The organism is Mycobacterium sp. RTGN6, assembly GCF_033804605.1.
GTDB lineage: Bacteria > Actinomycetota > Actinomycetes > Mycobacteriales > Mycobacteriaceae > Mycobacterium.
Map to the genome: position 1 here is coordinate 779,382 of NZ_JAPZKZ010000001.1, position 19,473 is coordinate 798,854.

Annotated in this window: 20 protein-coding genes and 1 pseudogene; 12 read left to right on the forward strand and 9 right to left on the reverse strand. The window is 68.6% G+C overall.

Annotated elements, in window-relative coordinates; genetic code table 11:
* Positions 1–14 precede the first annotated feature (14 nt).
* The 5 genes and pseudogenes from SLQ33_RS03850 to SLQ33_RS03870 all read left to right on the forward strand — a co-directional run.
* Entirely contained in the window at positions 15–914 is a 900-nt protein-coding gene (locus SLQ33_RS03850) for a metal-dependent hydrolase (protein WP_319452436.1), read from the forward strand.
* Entirely contained in the window at positions 914–2,020 is a 1,107-nt protein-coding gene (locus tag SLQ33_RS03855; RefSeq protein WP_319452437.1) for a PDR/VanB family oxidoreductase, read from the forward strand. Before SLQ33_RS03850 ends, SLQ33_RS03855 begins: the two co-directional genes overlap by 1 nt.
* A 28-nt stretch (positions 2,021–2,048) precedes the next feature.
* Positions 2,049–3,455 carry a serine/threonine-protein kinase gene (locus tag SLQ33_RS03860; protein ID WP_319452438.1) on the forward strand — a complete coding sequence of 469 codons (1,407 nt, stop codon included), beginning with the start codon at positions 2,049–2,051 and terminating at the stop codon, positions 3,453–3,455.
* A gap of 2 nt (positions 3,456–3,457) precedes the next feature.
* Complete coding sequence (locus SLQ33_RS03865; RefSeq protein ID WP_319452564.1) at positions 3,458–4,333, forward strand: LLM class F420-dependent oxidoreductase; 876 nt, start codon at positions 3,458–3,460, stop codon at positions 4,331–4,333.
* Positions 4,330–4,722 (forward strand): annotated as a pseudogene (locus tag SLQ33_RS03870) (nuclear transport factor 2 family protein); the annotation flags it as partial. The gene SLQ33_RS03865 and the pseudogene SLQ33_RS03870, both read left to right, overlap by 4 nt.
* A gap of 22 nt (positions 4,723–4,744) precedes the next feature.
* Here SLQ33_RS03870 and SLQ33_RS03875 read toward each other — a convergent pair.
* Positions 4,745–5,239, reverse strand: a complete 495-nt coding sequence (locus SLQ33_RS03875) for an NUDIX domain-containing protein (protein ID WP_319452439.1) — start codon at positions 5,237–5,239, stop codon at positions 4,745–4,747.
* Positions 5,240–5,292: 53 nt separating this feature from the next.
* Entirely contained in the window at positions 5,293–6,714 is a 1,422-nt protein-coding gene (locus SLQ33_RS03880) for a serine/threonine-protein kinase (protein WP_319452440.1), read from the reverse strand.
* A 99-nt stretch (positions 6,715–6,813) separates the two neighbouring features.
* On the opposite strand from SLQ33_RS03880, the gene SLQ33_RS03885 reads away from it, so the two are divergent.
* Positions 6,814–7,590 carry a hypothetical protein gene (locus SLQ33_RS03885; RefSeq protein ID WP_319452441.1) on the forward strand — a complete coding sequence of 259 codons (777 nt, stop codon included), beginning with the start codon at positions 6,814–6,816 and terminating at the stop codon, positions 7,588–7,590.
* Positions 7,591–7,611: 21 nt separating this feature from the next.
* Positions 7,612–8,454 (forward strand): SGNH/GDSL hydrolase family protein, encoded by an 843-nt coding sequence (locus SLQ33_RS03890; protein WP_319452442.1) that lies wholly within the window; start codon positions 7,612–7,614, stop codon positions 8,452–8,454.
* Between the two features lie 14 nt (positions 8,455–8,468).
* Here the strand turns inward: SLQ33_RS03890 and SLQ33_RS03895 are convergent, their stop codons facing one another.
* Positions 8,469–9,032 (reverse strand): hypothetical protein, encoded by a 564-nt coding sequence (locus SLQ33_RS03895; RefSeq protein ID WP_319452443.1) that lies wholly within the window; start codon positions 9,030–9,032, stop codon positions 8,469–8,471.
* 55 nt (positions 9,033–9,087) lie between these two features.
* Entirely contained in the window at positions 9,088–9,891 is an 804-nt protein-coding gene (locus SLQ33_RS03900) for a ketosteroid isomerase family protein (RefSeq protein ID WP_319452444.1), read from the reverse strand.
* Positions 9,892–9,987: 96 nt separating this feature from the next.
* On the opposite strand from SLQ33_RS03900, the gene SLQ33_RS03905 reads away from it, so the two are divergent.
* The 3 genes from SLQ33_RS03905 (at position 9,988) to SLQ33_RS03915 (ending at position 12,564) form a co-directional block, all read left to right on the forward strand.
* Complete coding sequence (locus tag SLQ33_RS03905) at positions 9,988–10,353, forward strand: hypothetical protein (protein WP_319452445.1); 366 nt, start codon at positions 9,988–9,990, stop codon at positions 10,351–10,353.
* Between the two features lie 76 nt (positions 10,354–10,429).
* Entirely contained in the window at positions 10,430–10,852 is a 423-nt protein-coding gene (locus SLQ33_RS03910) for a hypothetical protein (RefSeq protein ID WP_319452446.1), read from the forward strand.
* 47 nt (positions 10,853–10,899) lie between these two features.
* On the forward strand, positions 10,900–12,564 hold the full coding sequence (locus SLQ33_RS03915) for an acyl-CoA synthetase (protein ID WP_319452447.1): 1,665 nt from the start codon (positions 10,900–10,902) through the stop codon (positions 12,562–12,564).
* On the opposite strand, the gene SLQ33_RS03920 is transcribed toward SLQ33_RS03915, so the two are convergent.
* From SLQ33_RS03920 to SLQ33_RS03930, 3 genes are all read right to left on the reverse strand, one after another.
* Entirely contained in the window at positions 12,561–13,055 is a 495-nt protein-coding gene (locus tag SLQ33_RS03920; protein ID WP_319452448.1) for a hypothetical protein, read from the reverse strand. The two genes, SLQ33_RS03915 and SLQ33_RS03920, sit on opposite strands and share 4 nt — an antisense overlap.
* A gap of 76 nt (positions 13,056–13,131) precedes the next feature.
* Entirely contained in the window at positions 13,132–14,313 is a 1,182-nt protein-coding gene (locus SLQ33_RS03925) for an alpha-hydroxy acid oxidase (protein ID WP_319452449.1), read from the reverse strand.
* On the reverse strand, positions 14,310–15,230 hold the full coding sequence (locus SLQ33_RS03930; protein WP_319452450.1) for a cyclase family protein: 921 nt from the start codon (positions 15,228–15,230) through the stop codon (positions 14,310–14,312). The genes SLQ33_RS03925 and SLQ33_RS03930 overlap by 4 nt, the downstream gene beginning before the upstream one ends.
* A gap of 67 nt (positions 15,231–15,297) precedes the next feature.
* On the opposite strand from SLQ33_RS03930, the gene SLQ33_RS03935 reads away from it, so the two are divergent.
* The gene (locus SLQ33_RS03935) at positions 15,298–16,512 is read left to right on the forward strand and encodes a cytochrome P450 (protein WP_319452451.1); all 1,215 of its coding nucleotides are present in this window, start codon (positions 15,298–15,300) and stop codon (positions 16,510–16,512) included.
* 73 nt (positions 16,513–16,585) lie between these two features.
* Positions 16,586–17,959, forward strand: a complete 1,374-nt coding sequence (locus SLQ33_RS03940) for an IS30 family transposase (protein ID WP_319452452.1) — start codon at positions 16,586–16,588, stop codon at positions 17,957–17,959.
* A gap of 43 nt (positions 17,960–18,002) precedes the next feature.
* On the opposite strand, the gene SLQ33_RS03945 is transcribed toward SLQ33_RS03940, so the two are convergent.
* Entirely contained in the window at positions 18,003–18,194 is a 192-nt protein-coding gene (locus tag SLQ33_RS03945) for a ferredoxin (RefSeq protein ID WP_319452453.1), read from the reverse strand.
* Positions 18,195–18,207: 13 nt separating this feature from the next.
* Positions 18,208–19,464: a cytochrome P450 gene (locus tag SLQ33_RS03950; RefSeq protein WP_319452454.1), complete on the reverse strand. Its 1,257-nt coding sequence runs from the start codon at positions 19,462–19,464 to the stop codon at positions 18,208–18,210.
* Positions 19,465–19,473: the final 9 nt, after the last annotated feature.

Here is a 19,473-nt window from a genome sequence, read left to right on the forward strand (position 1 = left end):
ATAGGGGGCATGTCATGGTGCGACCGCAGCGGTTCTCAGGAGAAGTCGACCCAGGCCCTGTGCAGATTCAGGCCCGCAAGGTCCACTTCGACCCGTCGGCCAGCCCGTTGCACTGGATCCCGGGGCACCCCGTCGCATCCAACATCGTCAGCTTTCTCAACCTCCTCCTGCCCGCCGCGGAACGCTGGTTCGTCGCCACGTACAACGAGGCGCTCCCGCTGGTGAAGGACCCCAAGCTGGCCGAGGACATGCGCGGGTTCATCGGCCAGGAAGGCACCCACGCCGAGGTTCACGAACGGCTGCTGCACGACTTCGTGGAGCAGCGGGGCATCGACCCGACACCGATGCTCGACCATGTGGAGTACGTCTTCACCAAGGTGCTCGCGCCCTCGACGTCGGACGATCCCAAGATTCGTATGAACCACCTGTGCGACCGGCTGTGGTTCATCGCCGCGATCGAGCACTACACCGCGGTGATGGGTGACTTCGCGCTCAACTGCACCTGGGACGAGTTCGGCGCCGATCCGACGATGGCAGACGTGTTCCGCTGGCACGGCAGTGAAGAGGTCGAGCACCGCAGCGTCGCGCACGACGTCGCCGTCTACTTCCACGACAGCTACTTCGACCGCATCGGGGCCATGGCGATGGCGATGATCGGCATCTACTCGTTCTTCGAGCGCGGGACGAAGTTCCTGATGAAGGTCGATCCGACCGTCGAGCTCAGTTGGTGGAAGATGCAGCGGCTTCGCATGCGCGACTCCAAGTTGGGCCTTCTGCCCAAGTACCGCAAGCTGTTCGGCTCGAACACGCTGATGTACTTCAAGCCCGGATTCACGCCAGACCAGATGGGCTCGACCGCCCAGGCAGTCGCCTACCTCGCCCGGTCCCCCGCCGCCCGCGCGGCACACATGTGATGTCGTTGCGCGACCGTTTCAAGGGCGTGCCGCCGAGCCTGTCGGGCAGGAGCCGCCACGATGTCTTCATCACCCTGCTCGAGGGCGTCGTCTCCGGCGTCTGGCGGGTGAACGCAAACCTCCGCGGCTTGGCCGAACCCCGCGAACGGGACCGCACCGTCACGCTGACGGTCGCGGACCGTCGGGTGGTGGCGCACGACCAGAACGTGGTCGCGCTCACGCTGGTCGCCGCTGATGGCGGACCGCTCGAAACGTGGCACCCTGGTTCGCATCTGGACGTCCACCTGCCCAGCGGTTTGGTTCGCCAGTACTCGCTGTGCGGCGACCCGGCCGATGGCGAGCGCTACCGAATCGCGGTGCGCCGCATACCCGATGGGGGCGGCGGATCGATCGAGGTGCACGACCACCTACACGTCGGCGCGACGGTGACCACCAGCGGGCCACGCAATGCCTTCCCGCTGACGGTGCCCGGATTCGGGTCGCCGGCTCGGCGGTTCCGATTCATCGCGGGCGGCATCGGCATCACCCCGATCCTGCCGATGCTGGGGCTGGCCGAGCGGCTCGGCGTCGACTGGTCGATGGTGTACACCGGCCGCAGCCGGGACAGCTTGCCCTTTCTGGACGAACTGGCCGCGTTCGGCGCACGCGTCGAGATCCGCACCGACGACGTCCACGGGCTGCCGGACGCCGACGAGCTGCTCGGCGACTGCCCGGACGGCGCAGGCGTGTACGCGTGCGGGCCCGCCCCGATGCTGACCGCGATTCGGGCGCGACTCGTCGGGCGCGCCGACGTCGAGCTGCACTTCGAGCGGTTCGCGGCGCCGCCCGTGGTCGACGGTGCGGAGTTCACCGCGACGATCGCGTCCACCGGCCAGTCGGTGCGCGTCGGCACCGACGAGACGCTGCTGACCGCGCTGCGCAAGGCCGGCGTCCATGCCCCGTACTCCTGCCAGCAGGGCTTCTGCGGCACGTGTCGCACGGGTGTGCGCTCCGGGGTTGTCGACCACCGCGACACGCTGCTCACCGACCCGGAACGAGACGCAGGGACGATGCTGATCTGCGTCTCGCGGGCGTCGGACGACGAGCCCCTCGTCCTCGAGCTCTGAGGCACGAGCAGCGAGCTACCATGCCCCCATGCCGCTGGCCGATGGGACGACGTTCGCCGGCTACACCATCGTCCGTCGGCTGGGTTCCGGCGGAATGGGCGAGGTGTATCTGGCTCAGCATCCCCGGCTGCCCCGCCAGGATGCGCTGAAGATCCTGCGCGCCGAGGTGTCCGCGGACGGTGAATACCGCGAGCGGTTCGAACGCGAGGCCGACGTCGCAGCGGCGCTGTGGCACCCGCACATCGTCGGCGTGCACGACCGCGGCGAGTTCGCCGGCCAACTCTGGATCGACATGGATTACGTGGACGGCACGGATGCCGCGCAGCTGCTGCACGACAGGTATCCCAACGGCATGCCTGGCCAGGAGGTGGCCGAGCTGGTCACCGCCGTGGCCGACGCGCTCGACTACGCACACCAGCGCAACCTGCTGCACCGCGACGTCAAGCCCGCCAACATCCTGCTGGCCCACCCCGATTCGCCCGATCAGCGAATCCTGTTGGCCGACTTCGGAATTGCGCGGTGGGTCGATGACCCGAGCGGCCTGACGGCCACCAACATGACGGTAGGCACCGTGTCGTACGCGGCACCGGAGCAGCTGATGGGTGGGCCGCTCGACGGTCGGGCGGATCAATATGCGTTGGCGGCCACCGCGTTTCACTTGTTGACGGGCTCGCCGCCATTCCAGAACTCGAACCCCGCCGTGGTCATCAGCCAGCACCTGAACGCGGCGCCGCCGAACATCGCGGACCGTCGCCCGGAGCTGGCCGCCCTTGACCCGGTGCTGGCCAAGGCGTTGGCCAAGGAGCCCGCCGACCGCTATGAGCGCTGCGCCGACTTCGCCCGGGCGCTGGTCCATCGGATTGGCGCGGAACCGGCTACTGCCACGGACGCCACGACGTTGTCCCCCGCGGCTCCGGCCGCGTCCACCAGGCGATCCCTGATCCGGCCCGGCGTGGTGGTGCCAGCCGTGCTGGCGGTGCTCTTGGTGGCGGCCATCGCATTCGCGCTGCTGGAACTGAACCGTGCCGACGGCGAGCGGGCCGCGCCATCGGCTACGTCGACGACGTCGCGCATCACGCCGCTGCCGCCGCCGCCCGAACCGCCACCATCCCCGCCGCCGACCGTGACCGACACCGTCACCAGCACGACCGCAGCGCCCGCCACCGTCGTCATCGGTGCCAACTGCTCACCCCAGGGCTCGACCGGCACCACCGCCAACGGGTCGACCGCCTACTGCTCGACCCTGCAGGGCACCAGCACCACCATCTGGTCGCTCAATCAGGGCGACGTGCCGAGCCCGACCGTCACCACCGAGGCCACCGACGAGCCGCTGCCGACCGCCGAGGAGTCACCCGTGCGGGTGTGCATGCAGCAGACGGGCCAAACCCGTCGGCAGTGCCGCGAGGACATCCGGCGAAGCAACGGCCTGCCGTGACAATGACGTTCGCGGTCATCGCCCCGGTCGCGGCGGGCGTGACCGCCGACCCGGCGTGGATGGTCCCCTTCGCGCGGCACGTCGAGTCGTGTGGGTTCGAGTCCCTGGTGGCCGTCGAACACACGGTGCTGATGACCAGCTACACCAGCGTCTACCCGTACGACGCGTCCGGACGTGTCGAGCTCTCGCCCGACTCCCCGGTGCCCGATCCGCTGGACCTTTTGGCGTTCCTCGCCGGGCAGACCAGCACGCTTGGGCTGGCGACGGGTGTGTTGGTGCTGCCCAACCACCATCCAGTGGTGCTCGCCAAGCGGGTCGCCACCATCGACGCGTTGTCGGGCGGCCGGTTGCGGCTCGCCGTCGGCATGGGCTGGATGAAGGAGGAGCTCGAGGCGTGCGGCGTGCCCTTCGCAGCGCGGGGCAGGCGGGCCGACGAGCAGCTCGAGGTCATGAGACTGCTCTGGGAACACGGGCCGGACGGGGCCAGCCATCACGGGGAGTTCTTCGGCTTCGACAACGCGGCCTGCCATCCCAAACCCTTGCGGCACATCCCCATTCACATCGGTGGGCACAGCCGGGCGGCCGCCCGGCGAGCGGGTCGGCTCGGCGACGGATTCCAGCCGCTGGGAGTCGGCGGCGCCGAACTGGCCGAATTGGTGGCCGTCATGCGCGAGTCGGCCGAACGCGCCGGGCGCGACGCCGATGCGCTCGAACTGTCCCTCGGACACCTGGTGACGAAGATCGACCCCGACCGCGCTGGCCGGCTGGCCGAACTCGGCGCTACTCGGGTGGTGCTCGCGATGCCTGCCGTCGAGGAGCTCGACGAAGCCAGGGACCTGTTGTCGGCCTGCGCGCAGCGTTTGGGCTTGACCACGTGAACCTCGCCATCGAGGACCGGCTGGCCCTGGCCGACCTGGTTCACCTGTACGCGGCCGCCGTCGACGACCGACGCTTCGAAGCCGTCGTCGAGTTGTTCACCGACACAGCCGAATTGCACCTTCCCGACCCGCCGCGCGACCTCGAGCCGGTGCGGGTTCACCGCGGACGGTCCGGGCTGCGTGCCGCGATGGCCGCGTTGTCTGGCGTTGAACGGACCGAGCACGAGATCGTCGGCGAGGTGTACGCCGCGGCGTCCGAACCCGACTACGCCCTCGGCCGCATCACCGCCGTGGCGCACCACTGGACCCGGCGCGACGGTCAGGTGACCGACCTCGTGTGGCACCTGCGCTACGACGACGAGTACCTGCGTACCCCGGCGGGCTGGCGCATCCACGGTCGGGCGCTGACGATCAACGCGATCGAGACGCGTCCGGTTCTTCGCCTGCGAGCTGCTCCAGAAGCCGATCCAGCAGCGGCACTTGACCCTTCAGCAGCTTCACCCGGGCCTCGGCCACCGGAAACCACGCCACGCGATCGAGCTCCGGGTACTGCCTGACCTTGCCGGAGCCCTTCGGCCACTCGAGCTCGAAGGTGTTGCTGACGCTCTCGCTGACGTCGAGGTCGCCACGCACCGCGAACGCCGTGATCACCTTGCCGCCAGGCTGTTTCACCGGTGCGAAGTCGAGCCGCGGGCCGTCGGGGGCCGCCAGCCCCAGCTCTTCGTGGAACTCCCGCTGTGCGGCGTGCCAAGGGTCCTCGTCCTCGGCGTACTCGCCCTTGGGAATGCTCCACGCGCCGTCGTCCCTTCGCGCCCAGAATGGGCCGCCGGGGTGGCCGATGAGTACCTCGACGACGCCGTCGTCGGTCACCCGGTACAACAGCAGCCCTGCGCTCCGCTTCGGCACGTTCAAACTCCTTGCAGTTCGCTATGTTTCGCGGGGCGTGCGCGCCTGCATCGTCAGGACGCGTACTCGGTCATGGGCTCCGTGAATACCTGGTCGTCGGGGGTGATGATGGTGAGCGCGTTCGGACGGATCTGATACCGGGTGCCGTCGGCCGGATTCACCACGTCGAAGCCGCCCGACGCAGGACGTGCGCCGTCGAGATGAATGCCTGCGTCGTCGCTCAGCCGCACTCCTCGGTAGTAATAGCCGCTCGTGGCCGACTGGCACACGACGAGCGCGGACTGCGCGGTCAGAGCCAATACGGCGGGAGCGTCTCCCGGGTCGCAGCGCGCGCCCGGATGGGCGAGAAAACCCTGCGCGTCGGTACCGGGCAGCACGGGCGGCGGCGCGGTGGTGGTCGGGGCGTCGACCGTGCTGGGCGTGGTGGTGCTTGGCCGGGTCAGGGTGGCCGTCGACGTCGTGCGTGAACTGGCCGTCGTTTCGCTGCGTCCGAACGCCAACCACGCCGCGACGGCGGCCGCGGCGAGCACGGCGACGAGCAGGCAAGAGACGATCGTCAGGAGGCGCCTCGAAGAACCCGCGGCAGGTTCGGCGACGACCTGGCGCGCGACGTACGCCGGGGTCGCGTCGGTGGAGAACTGCTGTGCCTGCGGTGGCGCGCTGAGTGCCGACGCCGACGTGGCGCGCGCCAGTTCGCCTGCCGCAGGGCGCGCCAACGGGTCCTTGGCCATCCCCCACGCGATGACGCCGTCGAAGGCCACCAGGTCGGGGCGCATCGCGCTGGGTTTCGGTGGTGGCGCCATGATGTGCGCGCCCATCAGCCGTGTGAGGTCGCCCGGCGGAAACGGTGGCTGTCCGACGAGGCACTCGTAGGTGACGCAGGCCAACGAGTACACGTCGGCGGGCGGCCCGACGTGGTCGCCGGTGAAGCGTTCGGGCGCCATGTACGCACACGATCCGATGGCGGATCCGGCGCTGGTGAGCCCGGTGTCGCCACCGGCGTGGGCGATGCCGAAGTCCACCAGGTAGGCGAAGTCGTCGCCCGTCATCAGGATGTTCTCGGGTTTCACGTCGCGGTGGGTCAGTCCGCTCGCATGCGCGGCATCGAGTGCCGACCCGATCTGGCCGACGATGTTCGCGGTCCGTCCCGGCGACAGTGGCCCGCGCTCGAGCAGTGACTTGAGGTCCCTGCCATCGACGAACCGCATGTCGATGAACAGCACGCCGTTGATCTCGCCGAAGTCGTGCACGGGAATGACGTGCGGCTCGTGGAGCCGCGCGGCCATGCGCGACTCGCGGCGGAACCGTTCCTGGAAGCTGCGGTCGGCGGCGAGCTCGGGGCGCAGCAGCTTGAGCGCGACGACGCGGTCCTTGGAGGTGTCGTACGCGTGGTACACCTCACCCATGCCGCCCGCGCCGATCAGCGCCCGAAGTTCGTACGGCCCGAACATCTCCCCGATCCGCGAGGCGGTCATGGGGCAATCCTCTCAGGAAAGTCCGACGGCGTACGCGCCGACGTCGGTCGTCGACCAGCCCGGTTGGCTCCCGGACTTCGGATGACGGATGCTGGAGCGGTGACGCGTCCGGGCTCGATCTTCGGGTGGGATCCGTTCCGGTCGTTCGTCGGACTGGCGAACACCGGCGCGTTCGCCGCCCATCTGACGGCGTTCATCACGCTGCGCCAACTGGTGCTCGGCAGGCGGCTGGCGGTCCGGCTCGAGGACGGCGAACTCGCAATGACCATCGTCGAAGCCGACTCCCGGGTCGGGATGCGTGACCTGGCCGTCGGCCAACTCAACGACGTTCGGCTGGTCGCTCGTCAGGTGCGGTGGAACGAGCACCGGTTCGGCGGCGCCACCGTGGTCCTGCACAACGTCCACGTCCGACCTTCCGTGCCGCCGCTGTTGGTGGCCGCCCCTGTCGAGTTGTCGCTCGACGTTCCTGCCCCAGCGCTCGACGAGTTGTTCCGTTGGGCAGCCCCGCGATTGGCCGGCGACGTGGGATCCGACGGCGTGGCCCGGTTGCGCTTGGCGAACCGGCGCAACGCCGGTCACCTGGAAGTGGCTGCGCGGCTCGACGGATCCACGTTGTGGCTCAAACCGCTGGCGCTCGCCCGGCGCAGGCGGCTGCGGCTCCCGGCCCGCACGCCCGAGTATCCGGTCCAACTTCCCCCGCTGCCGCACGGCTTGGCACTGACCGGCGTCGAGTTCGAACCGGGCGTCGTGCGCCTGACGGGGGCCTTGCCCGAATGGCGCATGGAGGTGCCGCGGACCCGACTCGAGGACATGATCGCTCAGCTGAGCGCCGTCGGGAGACCGCTGAACCTGAGCTGGCCGAGCAGGGCCGGATGATCGTTTACTACATTTGCGGTCGTGGCTGACCGCACCCATCTCCTCGGGGCCGCCCACCCCTACCGCCGCTACGTCGCGATCGGAGACAGCCAGAGCGAGGGTCTGTGGGACGGCGACGAGTCCACGGGCATTTACGGCTTCGCCGACCGGCTGGCAGTGCTGGTGGGTTCGCACCACCCCGGCCTCGTGTACGCCAATCTGGCCATCCGGGGTAAACGGATCCGCGACGTCATCGACGAACAGCTGCCGGACGCGGTGGCGATGCAGCCCGATCTGATCACCACTTGCATCGGCATGAACGACGTCACCCGGCCGGGTCGGTCCTTCGACCGCGCGCTCGCCGACCTGGAGTACTTGCACGACAGGCTGGCCGAAACGGGTGCCACGGTGGTCACCACGACGTTCCCGGATCTGGTGCAGATCCTGCCGATCGGCAGGCTGATCGCCGAACGCGTGGTCCAGATCAACGACGTGATCCGCACTGAGGCGGATCGCCACGGTTTTCGGCTGGTCGATCTCTACGGCGCGTCGTCGATGCTCGACCCCGACACGTGGAGCGACGATCGCGTGCACGGTTCGCCGCGGGGGCATGCGCTGTTTGCCGCCGCGGCGGCCGAGGCGCTGGAACTACCTGGTAGCAACCATGATTGGGCACAGGCCCGCCCCGACGTGGTGCGGCCTGGGTTCCGCTCACGGATGTACTCGCAGGCGCTGTGGACGCAGAACCTTTTGATGCCATGGCTCTGGCGCCACTTCCGCGGACGCTCCAGCGGAGAGGGCCGTGGGCCCAAGCGTCCGGTACTCGAGGGGCTCGAAGGTCTTGAGCGCCTGCGTGATCCGTCGGTGGGCTCAGAGACCGAATAGGCCCGACCGCCCGTTCAGATACCCGTCCACGTCGAGTCGAGCTGGTCGGCGACGTCGATGACCTTGGCCTTGACCGACTCGGGGCTGTCGATCTCGCCTGAGACGTGGGCGGCGATGAAGCGCTTGATCTCGGCGTCGACGCCGGCCACGATCCGCAGCAGCTCGGCGCGCAACGACTTCGACGTCACGTGGATCGAGATGTCCGACGGCCGCGGCTTGTGCACGTCGAGGATCAGGAGCAGCGGCTCGGCGGCCAGTGCGGCCGCATGCAGGGCGATCTCGCCGAACACCATGAACCGTGGCTTGTCGATGCGCAGGTCGATGACCATGTCGATCTCGAGCGGGATGCGGATGCCGAACGTGATCTGTTCGCCGACGTGGCGGGTCACGACGGGGGCCTGGACGTTGACTCTCGCGGTGACCTTGGCGATCCCGCCCGGCCCTTGGGCGATCGGGCCGACGGTGAACTCGGCTCCGGCGATGGCTGCGATCGCGTCGCCGACGCGTGCCTCCGTGACGGCGATCTCGAAGAACTTCCGGCCGAAGTCCTCGTACGACATGTATTCGTGCTCACCCATGGTGTTCCTACCGTCTCACGTCCACGTCGTCGGTCTGCGCAACGTGGCCGAAAACTCAGCCTTCGGTGAACAGCCGCAGTCTGGTGATCGCGGTCGGCCGGGTCCGCAATTCGGCGATGAGCACGCTGCGCACGCCGTCCCGCTCGACGCCGACGGCGACCGTGTCGCCTGCCGCGATCGCCTTCTGCCAGCGCCCGCCGCGCAGCCGCGACACCAGCTCCGACGTGCCGAGTCGCACGTCGTCCCCGATCGTGAGGACGGTCGAGTCCACGATCCGGCGCCGCACCGCCACCTCGTCGCCTGCGCATGCATCGTCGAGCAGCCCCACGACGTGGCGTTTGCCGCGGTGCCCGACCCCGCCGAACCCGGACAGGAAACCGACGGTGCCGCTCAAGCGCTGGTTGCCCAGCAGCGCACGCGTCAGCGCGAGTCCTGCGGGCACCGCTGCTCCCCCGCCGCGGGCGAACTGGAGCACCATGGCGGGCAACTCCCAATGTGCTTGCAGCCGAGCGAGCTTCGACTGGTCGACGTCGACGTCGTAGCGCAGGTAGGCGGGAATTCGCATCGTCAGCGCCGCGGACATCCTCACTTCGAGCTCCAGATCGCGCACGACGGTGGTGCCGACGACAAGGTCGGTGTCCCGGTGGAAGGTGATGTCGCGTGGACCGATGAAGGTGTCGTAGAAGCACTCGAGCGCCCGCGGCCCGCGATGAGGCCGGGAACCCACCGGGTCCTCGACCACGCCGTCGCCCGTGAAGAGGTCCACCCAGCCCGCGCGTTCGTGTGCTGCCGCCGCGGCCGGGGACCGTTCGACGACGGCGAGTAGGTGCTCGCGCGTTGCGGCAGTGTCGTCGGGCATGTCCCATCGTTACCACGTCGTGGCGAAGGTCGGCGCGGGCCTGCACACTGGTCAGTAAGCGAACGTCGAGTGCGGCGGCGCAGTGAGGAGCGAGCCATGAGCCAGCAGAACCCGTTCGGAATCGACCCCGAGGACTTCGATCGAGTCATGCGTGAGGCCGGCGACGGACTCCGGGAGGCGCTCGGGCGGCTCGGCAAGCAGGCTGGCTGGGCAACGTTGCTCGACGAGTTCACTAAGTCGGGGCGTTCGGACCGGAAGCCCGAACCGGAGACCACCGGCGCAGCAGGCGACGGCGTCTGGGCCATCTACACCGTCGATGCGGATGGCGGTGCGCACATCGAAGAGGTCTACCCCGTCGAACTGGACGCCTTGCGCGCGAACAAGAACAACACCGATCCCACCCGCAAGGTGCGGTTTCTGCCCTACGGCATCGCGGTGAGCGTGCTGGACGCGCCCGAATAGCCGCGTCGGGCGAAACGCCTGAGCCGCTCGGCGCCACCCGTTAGGCTTTGCCGCGACGCTGAGGAGACCCAACAGCATGATTCGCGAACTCGTGATCGCCGCCGCCATGGCCGGTGCCGCCATCGCGCTGGCGCCGTCAGCCGCCGCCGATCCGCCGCCGGACTTTCCCGACAATCCGGGCCGCTACCCGTCGGACGTGCCCGGGATGAGCTACGACGCGCACCTGGCCGGACCATGCGACAACTACCAGGTCTTCACCTACGGCCGGGGACCCGGTGGCGAGACCTTGGCGTGCCATTGGATTCCCAACCAGTGGCCGCCCATCTACACCGGGTTCTGGGTGGCGTCCTATCCGCTTGACGGCGTGAAGGAGATCGGCGCGCCGTGCGCCACCTGGAAGGCGGCGGCACAGTCGCCCGACGGACGTCCGATGGCGTGCCTTGGCGCCCAGGGCTGGCAGCCCGGGACGCTGACCGGAGCGGGTTTCTTCCCCGGCTGAGCGCCCGCTGACCATACATAGAGGAAAGAACTGTATGGTCGATCGTCATGGGTGCTGACACGAGCTTCAACCTGTCGGACGTCTTCACCACGGTGGCCGAGGCCATCCCCGACCACACGTTCCTGGTCTGGCGCGACCGCAGGTTCACCTACGCCGAGGCGGACGCCCGCATCGATGGCTTCGCGCGCTACCTTGCCTCGGTCGGGTTGGGGTGCCACACCGAACGCGACGCACTCGGCGGCCACGAGTCCGGTCAGGACCATCTCGGCATCTACCTGCGCAACGGCAACGAGTACCTCGAGGCGATGACCGGCAGCTACCGGGCCCGGGTGGCGCCCTTCAACGCCAGCTTCCGCTACGTCGAGGAAGAACTCGTCTATCTGCTCACCGACTCGAAGGCACGGGCGCTCGTCTACCCCGCCGAGTTCGCGCCGCGCGTGGCGGCGATCCGTGACAAGCTTCCCGGGCTCGACGTGTTGATCCAGGTGGCCGACCAGTCCGGCAACGCGCTGCTGCCGGGGGCCGTCGACTACGAGACCATCCTGGCCACCCCCGAGCCGGCAGGCGGGATGCCGACGCCGTCTGGCGACGATCTGTACGTGCTCTACACCGGGGGTACCACGGGCATGCCGAAGGGCGTGCTGTGGCGTCAGCACGACATCTTCTTGTCGTCGATGGGCGGACGCCCTTGGGGCGCAACCGAGTTCATCGATTCCTACGCCGAGCTCGCCGAGAAGGCGCGCGCGGCGGCGGGCGTGATGTCGATCCTGGTGATTCCGCCGTTCATGCACGGCGCCGCGCAATGGGCGGCCTACACGATGGTCACCATGGGCGGTCGGTTGGTGATCCCCGACGACGTCGAGCGGATGCGTGCGCCCGACGTGCTGCGGCTCGTCGAACGCGAGAAGGTGCTCAGCATCCCCGTCGTCGGCGACGCCATCGCGCGCCCGCTGATCGATGAGATCGAGGCCGGCGACTACGACCTGTCGAGCGTCGTCACGTTCACCAACGGCGGTGCGCCCCTGTCCCCCACGGTCCGGGAGCGGATCCACGCCGCGCTGCCGAACGTGATGGTGATGGACGCCGTCGGAGCGTCCGAGTCCGGTGCGCAGATGAGTACCGTCAGCGCGCCAGGCGTCGAGCCGAAGGCGGCGACGTTCATCCCGCAGTCGGACACGGCCGTCGTCTCCGAGGATCTCGACCGGGTGCTGGAGCCCGGCGAGGGCCAGGGGTGGCTGGCGCGCCGCGACCTGATCCCGCTGGGCTATCTGGGCGACGCGGAGAAGACGGCCCGTACCTTCCCGACGATTGACGGCGTGCGGTGGTCGGTGCCGGGTGACCGGGCGAACGTGTTGGAGGACGGCAGAATCGAACTGCTCGGCCGCGATTCGGTGACCATCAACTCGGGCGGCGAGAAGATCTTCGCCGAAGAGGTGGAGCGTGCGGTCGCTGCGCATCCCAGCGTGTACGACGTCGTGGTCGTGGGCCGCCCGTCGGACCGTTGGGGCAGCGAGGTCGTGGCCGTCGTGCAGTTCGCCGAAGGGGCGAGTGCCACCGACGAGGAGCTGGCGGTGACCTGCGGCCAGTCGATCGCACGCTACAAGATCCCGAAGGCCTTCGTCCGGACCGAGAAGGTAATGCGCTCACCCGCGGGCAAGGCCGACTACCGCTGGGCGAAGTCCGTGGCGACCGCGGCGGACGCGCCCGCCTAGTTGGCGAGGAAGGCCGTCGACCTGCGTCGGAAGGTTTCGACGGCACCCACCGGCTCGTCGACCCCCGCCGCGCGCAGCGCCTGGCACTTGAACGCCCGCGCGGCCGCACTGAGCACGTGGTCGATCGACTCGACACCACGCTCGATGCCACCTGCGCCGGAGTCACCCCAGAGGGTCACCTCCGTCAGTCCGCGCTTCAGCGCGCGCAGCACGTCGTCCCGCAGCGGAGCGTTGTCGGTCATCGCACACGCCGAAACGGCGAGCGCCCGCGCGGTCGGCGGAGCCGTCGCGTCGGCTTCCGAGTTCGCCTGCTCCGTGCGCACGCCAAGGATGCGCAGCGGCGTGACGTCATCGTCGTGGCTGACCACGACCGTCACGTCCCAGCCGGCCCTGGCCCGGTCGTACAGCCATCCCCCGGCGCTCCGCACGACGTCGGCGACGTCGCATGCGGTGACGTCGAGCTGGTACTTGCCGTGACGGCCAGTCGCCACGCCGGAACGCGTTCCATGTGTCTGGGCACTCACAATCAAGAGCGTGACACTTATGCAATGATCTGTAAAGGTCGGATCAATAATTTGGTGCCACGTGCTCCCGGCCGAGCCCGCTCACCCCGGCCACGCCCATCAGCGTCAGCGCCTTGCTTGTCTCGTCGGCCAGAATGCTCAGCACCGCCTCGACCCCGGCGGCTCCGGACGCCGCGATGCCGTACAGGTACGGGCGGCCGATCAGCACCGCCTGCGCGCCGAGGGCGAGCGCGGTGACGACGTCGGTGCCGCACCGGACGCCGCCGTCGAGCAGTACCGTGGCGCGGTCGCCGACCGCATCAGCGATGCCGGGCAGCGCATTCAACGACGCCGTAACCGAGTTGAGTTGGCGCCCACCGTGATTGGAGACCACCACTCCGGTGGCCCCGACCTCGTCGACGGCCAGCACCGCGTCCTCGGGCTCGAGGATGCCCTTGACGACGAACGGCCCGTCCCACCGCTCGCGTAGCGCCGCGACGTCCCGCCACGTCAGGTCGGGACGCATCCGGCGCTGCTGCAAGGTCACCGACTCGACCGCACCGGCCGCGCCGCGGGTGGAGGTGAGACTGCGCATCGTCATCCGCCGATGCCGCAACAGCCCGTACCACCACGACGGGCGGATGGCGGCGTCGACGACACGGCGCGGGGTGAGAATCGGCGGGTGGCCCATGCCGGTGCGTCGCTCGCCGGTGCGGTTGCCCTGCACCGGTACGTCGACGGTGACGACGAGGGTGCGATAGCCGGCATCTGCGGCCCGGTCGAGCATCGAGTCCATGAAACCGGCGGCCTGATCGCCCCACGGATACAGCTGAAACCAGTGATCGTGCTCGGTACCCGCGGCCACTTCCTCGATCGAGTACGACGACGCGGTGCTGAGCACTAGCCGCGTTCCGGCCCGCTCGGCGGCCCGGGCGGCGCCGAGTTCACCGGACCAGTGCGCGAGCCCCGTCAACCCCGTCGGAGCAAGCAGCACCGGGAGGGCGAGATCCGTGCCGCAGACCGACGTCGAGACGTCGGCCTCGGCGTGCCCCGTCAGGACCCGTTGGCGGAGTAGCCATTTCGCAAACGCGTCCCGATTGGCGCGCATGGTTCGTTCGTCTTCGGCGCCGCCGTCGAGATAGGCCCACACCATCTTGGGCAGGGCGCGCTTCGCCGCCGCGCGGTAGTCGTCGACGCTGACCAGCGGCGTCTTCGTGCGGAGCCGGTATTGAAACGCCGGACTCATTTGATGGCGATGGGGCTGACGGGTGAGCCGACGGCGTGGGTGATGTGCAGCGGCGGCGCCACGAACATGAAACTCCACCGCCCGTCGGCGGCGCAGTCGCCCGCGAGCGCGTCGAGGTCGAGGATCTCGGCCAGCGGCATGCCCATGTCGCGGATCAGGATGCAGTGCAGCGGCACCATCGCGCCGCGAATCGGGCTCGGCATGACCTCTATCGCCCAGTTGTCCGAGCCGACGGCGGCCACCGACCGCGCGTGCAGCCACCGCGCACAGTCCAGGTCGAGCCCGGGCTCACCGGCCATCCAGCCATCGTTGCCGTCGGCCAGCAGCTTGGCGCGCCAGCCGGTGCGAACGAGCAGGAAGTCGCCGGCGCCCACGGTGACGCCCTGGGCCCGCTCGGCCTGCTCGAGGTCGTCGGGTGTGATCGGGGTGCCGCTTTCGAGCCAGGGCCGGTCCTTCAGCCGCGCGACGTCGAGCAGGACGCCGCGGCCGACGAGCCGGTCGGTCATGGCGTCAATGGCCAGCCGCCGTGCACCGCTGCGCGTGTCGACGTCGTCGGTGGAGTAGCCGTTGTACATCTTGCCGTCGTAGGCGACGTGCGCGAGCGCGTCCCACTGGGTGCCGGACTGCAGCGGCATGATGATCCAGTCGTCGGAGATGGCCACCCCGTGCGGGTTCTCCCAATCTCGGGGCTGCATCGACATCAGGTGCACGGGGTTGATGCGCCCACCCAGTCCGCTCTGGGGGCCATCGCTGCCGACGGGGATGCTCAGGTGAAAGGTCTTGCCCTTGCGCACCTCGGCGGCGGCAGCCTGGATGTGCTCGGGCCGAACGAGGTTCAACGTGCCGAGCTGATCGTCGGGCCCCCACCGGCCCCAGTTCGACAGCTCCCGGCCGAGTTCCTTGAAGTTCGCGGTCACGCTTTACAGAATCGCATGAGACTGTCAACGTAGGCGGCGAGTTGCCCACTTCGTATCGGAGGAGCCCATGCGCGAGGTCCCCGTGTTGACGTTCGACACCGCCGACCCGGACTTCGTGCGCTCACCCTGGGACCGCTACGACGAGATCCGCCGACTCGGTGGGGTGGTCTACAACGGGCACGTCAATCGTTGGATGGTCGCCGACTTCGAAGCCGTCCGCCAAATCCTCGTCACGCCACGCAAATTCGGCTCCGAGCGCGGCCAGGTGGAGCAGGCCGCGGTGTTCGGCGGCCCGACGATGGAGTTCTACGACGGCCCACACCACGACGACATCCGTGCGATCTGGTCCGACGACTTCCGGCCGAAGACGCTTGGCAAGCTTCGACCCGTCATCGCCGAGCTCGTCCGGGCCCGCCTCGACCCCGTGGTGGATCGGCTGCGTGGGGGCGAGAACGTCGAGGCGGTGTCGGAACTGACCAGGGGCATTCCCACCGCGGTCATTGCGCACATGCTCGGCATCGAGTCGGACATGGTGGATCAGTTCTCGGCGTGGAGCGACGCCATGGGCGCCTCGGCGGAGGGTTACACCAACCCAGGGGAACGCGGACGGGAACTGATCGCCGCGGGCAAGCGGGCCACCGCGGCGCTCAACGACTATCTCCGCGAGCAGCTCGCCGTGCGGCGCTGCCCGGCGCACGACGGTGCCGATCTCATCACGACGATGGTCCGTGCCGACTACGCCTGCGCCCACATGACCGAGCAGGAGATCGTCGCGAGCAACACGCAATTGGTGTTCGCGGGCAACGAGACGACGGCGAAGCTGTTGGCGCAGATCCTCGTCACCCTCGCCGCGCATCCCGATCAGCGCCGCGCGATCCACGCCGATCCCACCCTGATCCCCGCGGCCGTCGAGGAGGTGCACCGCTTCGAGGCGATCACGCATTCGGTGTTCCGCGACGCCATCGGCGACGACGCGACGATCGGCGACGCGACAATCCCCGCCGACCAGCGGCTCACGCTGCTACTCGGGGCGGCCAATCGCGACCCCGCCCGGTGGGATCGGGCGGAGGTGTTCGACGTGTTCCGAAAGAAGTTGCCGCACCTCGGGTTTGCGTTCGGAATGCACAGCTGCCTCGGCATGAACCTGGCCAAGCTGGAGGCGCAGATCTTCCTCGAGGAGCTCGTCGCGGTGCTGCCCGACTGGCACGTGGCGCAGCCCGTCGACTACGGCAAGAACTACGCGGTGCGCGGCCCCAGCGCGGTGCTGCTCTCGTTCAGGTAGCGCTCAGCGCGCCAAAGTTCGCTCAGACTCAAGTGATCGCTGCAACACCTGATTTGTTTAGGGGTGTTGTTCGATGGGGTTTCGCAAGCATGGCTGCAACCAGGTGCCGGAGTCGGCGCGTGAAGAGTTCCTTGAGGCGTTGAGGTCGGGGTTGTCGCAGTCGGCGGCGGCCGCGGTGGCTGGGGTCTCGCACCAGACGGGTTCGACGTGGGCCAGGGCCGCCGGGGTCGCGGCCAATCTCGAGCATCGAGGTATCCGGTATCCGGCGGCGGCCCGGGAGGCGTTCTGGGCGGCGGTGACGTCAGGTGCATCCCCGACCCAGGGCGCTGTGATCGCCGGCGTGTCGGAACAGACCGGCCGGATCTGGGTGAAACAGGCTGGCTACGTGCCCAGAACCCAACCCGTCGACGACATCGAGACCGATCCGGTGCGGCGCCCGCGTGCGCCGCTGTCGTTCACCGAACGCTGTCGGCTCGAGGAACTACTCGAGGGCGGCGCCACCGCGGTGCGGGCCGCTGAACTGCTCGGCCGCCACCGCGACACGATTCGGCGCGAGATCGTCAAGGGGCTGACCGGCTCGGGGTATCGGGCCAGGGTCGGCCAAGACAAGGCCGACGCCAACCGCAAGCGCCCCAAGCAACGCAGGCTGCAGTCTGGGCCTGCCCTGCTGGCCGAGGTTGTGCAACGGTTGGAGCAGCGGCACAGTCCCGAGCAGATCGCGGCGCGGCTGCGGCAGGACTTCCCCGACGATCCGGAGATGTGGGTGTCACACGAGACGATCTACCAAGCCCTCTACGTTCAACCGCGCGGGGAGTTGGCCCGGCTGGTCAAGACCGCGCTGCGCACCGGACGTACTCAGCGGAAAGCGCAGGGCCGCAAGGGAAATGGCCAAGGCACACTCAAGGACATGATCAACATCGCCGATCGGCCCAAGGAGGCCGCCGACCGCGCGATCCCCGGCCATTGGGAAGGCGACCTGATCCTGGGCAGCACCGCCTCGGGCTCGGCGATCGGCACCCTGGTGGAGCGCACCACCGGGTTCGTGGTCCTGTTGCACCTGCCCGAGGACCGCACCGCGGCCACCCTCGCCGACGCCATGTCGGTCAAGATCCCCGACATCCCCGAGATCCTGCGCCGCTCGCTGACCTGGGACCAAGGCAAAGAGATGGCGCTGCACACCAAGATCACCGAGGCCACCGGGTTGCCGATCTACTTCTGCGACCCGCACAGCCCCTGGCAGCGTGGCACCAACGAGAACACCAACGGATTGCTGCGCCAGTACTTCCCGAAGGGCACCGACCTATCGTTCTACGGCCCCGGCTGGCTCGACCAAGTCGCCGCCGAACTCAACGCCCGACCCCGCAAACGCCACAAATGGCGCACCCCCGCCGAAGAACTCGACCGACTACTCTCAGACCCGTCCACATTCGTTGCAGCGACCGCCTGAATCCAAGTCGAGTAGACGTCGCTGGGACTGCTATCTCAATGACCTAGTCGAGCAGCCGCAGCGCCGCGGCCGGGCACTGCGTGACGGCCTGGTTGAGCTTGCTGCGATCCAGTTCGGCCGCGTGTTCGTGGTCGATGTGGACGCTGCCGTCGTCCTGTACCTCGAACACGTCCTCGGCGATCGACTCGCAGATGCCGTGTCCGGTGCACCTGTTGAGGTCGACTTCTACGTCCATGTCCCGATCCCTACTACTCGACGAACGCCGGAACGCGCTTGACTCCGTGCACGAAGTTGCTCAATAGGTAGTCGGGTTCGCCGAACTCGACGCGGCGCAGCCGAGTAAGCAACTCGCGGAACAGGTTCCGCAACTCGACCTTCGCGACCTGGCTGCCGAGACAGAAGTGCGGCCCTCCGCCGCCGAAGCCCATGTGCGGATTGGGCGACCGCGACAGGTCGAACCCGTGCGGGTCGTCGAACACCGCCTCGTCCCTGTTGGCCGAGCAATAGAACAGCCCGACCTTGTCGCCCGCCTTGAGGTGCTGACCCGCGAGCTCGGTGTCCGCCGTCACGAACCGGGCGAACTGCATGACGGGCGTCGCGTAGCGGACGAACTCCTCGACGGCAGTGCCGATGCGGTTGTCGAAGTCGGCCATCAGCCACTCGCGCTGTTCGGGATGCGCGGCCAGCGCCATCATCGCGTGCGTGGTGGCCTGCTTGGTGGTGTCGTTGCCTGCGGACGCCAACAACACCATGAAGGCGCCCATCTCCTCGTCGGTCAGTCGGTGGCCCTCGACTTCCGCGTTCACCATGGCCGTCATGAGATCGTCGGCGGGGTGGGCGCGTCGGTGCTTGGCCAGCTCGATCCCGCAGTTGTTGAGGAAGATCATCTCGTTGATGGTGTGCGTGGCACGTTCCTCGAGCGTCGCGTACTCGTCGTCGCTGCCGCTGAACAGCTTCTCCGCGGCATGCGCGACTGCCTCGCGGTCCGACGGCGCAACTCCGAGCATGTCCGAGATCGTCATCATCGGCAGCCGCGTCGAGCAGGCCGCCACGAAGTCGACCTCGCCCACACCCACCAGGTCGTCGACGACGGCCACGGCGTTGGCGTGGATCTGATCCTCGATGCGCTTGACGTTCTTCGGCGTGAACGCCGTGCTGATCAATCGCCGGTAGACGGTGTGCTGGGGTGGATCCATCGCCAGGAAGAACGTCGCGATGCGTTGAACCTCCACCGGCATCGGGTCCAGCGCCACGCCCTGCGCGCTGCTGAAGGGCTCGGGATGCGTGCTGACGTGGGCGATGTCGGCGCGCCGGGTCACCGCCCAGAACCCGGGTTCGTCGGAGTCGAACATCGACGGCAACGGCTCGTGCCAGGTCAGGCCCTCGGTGGCGCGCAGCTGCGCGAAGGTCTCGTCGCGTGCGACGAAGTCCTTTGCCCAGAACTTGCGGGTGGAGACGTCGAACCGGCTGTACTCGCGGGCTGTCGGTGCGTCGGCGACGGTCATCGCCTCACC

Coding starts and splice junctions, on each gene's coding strand:
- SLQ33_RS03860 (WP_319452438.1), top strand. CDS start 2,049: ATGCCGCTGGCCGATGGGACGACGTTCGCCGGCTACACCATCGTCCGT.
- SLQ33_RS03895 (WP_319452443.1), bottom strand. CDS start 9,032: ATGGGTGAGCACGAATACATGTCGTACGAGGACTTCGGCCGGAAGTTC.
- SLQ33_RS03900 (WP_319452444.1), bottom strand. CDS start 9,891: ATGCCCGACGACACTGCCGCAACGCGCGAGCACCTACTCGCCGTCGTC.
- SLQ33_RS03905 (WP_319452445.1), top strand. CDS start 9,988: ATGAGCCAGCAGAACCCGTTCGGAATCGACCCCGAGGACTTCGATCGA.
- SLQ33_RS03925 (WP_319452449.1), bottom strand. CDS start 14,313: ATGAGTCCGGCGTTTCAATACCGGCTCCGCACGAAGACGCCGCTGGTC.
- SLQ33_RS03880 (WP_319452440.1), bottom strand. CDS start 6,714: ATGACCGCCTCGCGGATCGGGGAGATGTTCGGGCCGTACGAACTTCGG.
- SLQ33_RS03850 (WP_319452436.1), top strand. CDS start 15: ATGGTGCGACCGCAGCGGTTCTCAGGAGAAGTCGACCCAGGCCCTGTG.
- SLQ33_RS03865 (WP_319452564.1), top strand. CDS start 3,458: ATGACGTTCGCGGTCATCGCCCCGGTCGCGGCGGGCGTGACCGCCGAC.
- SLQ33_RS03910 (WP_319452446.1), top strand. CDS start 10,430: ATGATTCGCGAACTCGTGATCGCCGCCGCCATGGCCGGTGCCGCCATC.
- SLQ33_RS03915 (WP_319452447.1), top strand. CDS start 10,900: ATGGGTGCTGACACGAGCTTCAACCTGTCGGACGTCTTCACCACGGTG.
- SLQ33_RS03940 (WP_319452452.1), top strand. CDS start 16,586: ATGGGGTTTCGCAAGCATGGCTGCAACCAGGTGCCGGAGTCGGCGCGT.
- SLQ33_RS03935 (WP_319452451.1), top strand. CDS start 15,298: ATGCGCGAGGTCCCCGTGTTGACGTTCGACACCGCCGACCCGGACTTC.
- SLQ33_RS03945 (WP_319452453.1), bottom strand. CDS start 18,194: ATGGACGTAGAAGTCGACCTCAACAGGTGCACCGGACACGGCATCTGC.
- SLQ33_RS03950 (WP_319452454.1), bottom strand. CDS start 19,464: ATGACCGTCGCCGACGCACCGACAGCCCGCGAGTACAGCCGGTTCGAC.
- SLQ33_RS03855 (WP_319452437.1), top strand. CDS start 914: ATGTCGTTGCGCGACCGTTTCAAGGGCGTGCCGCCGAGCCTGTCGGGC.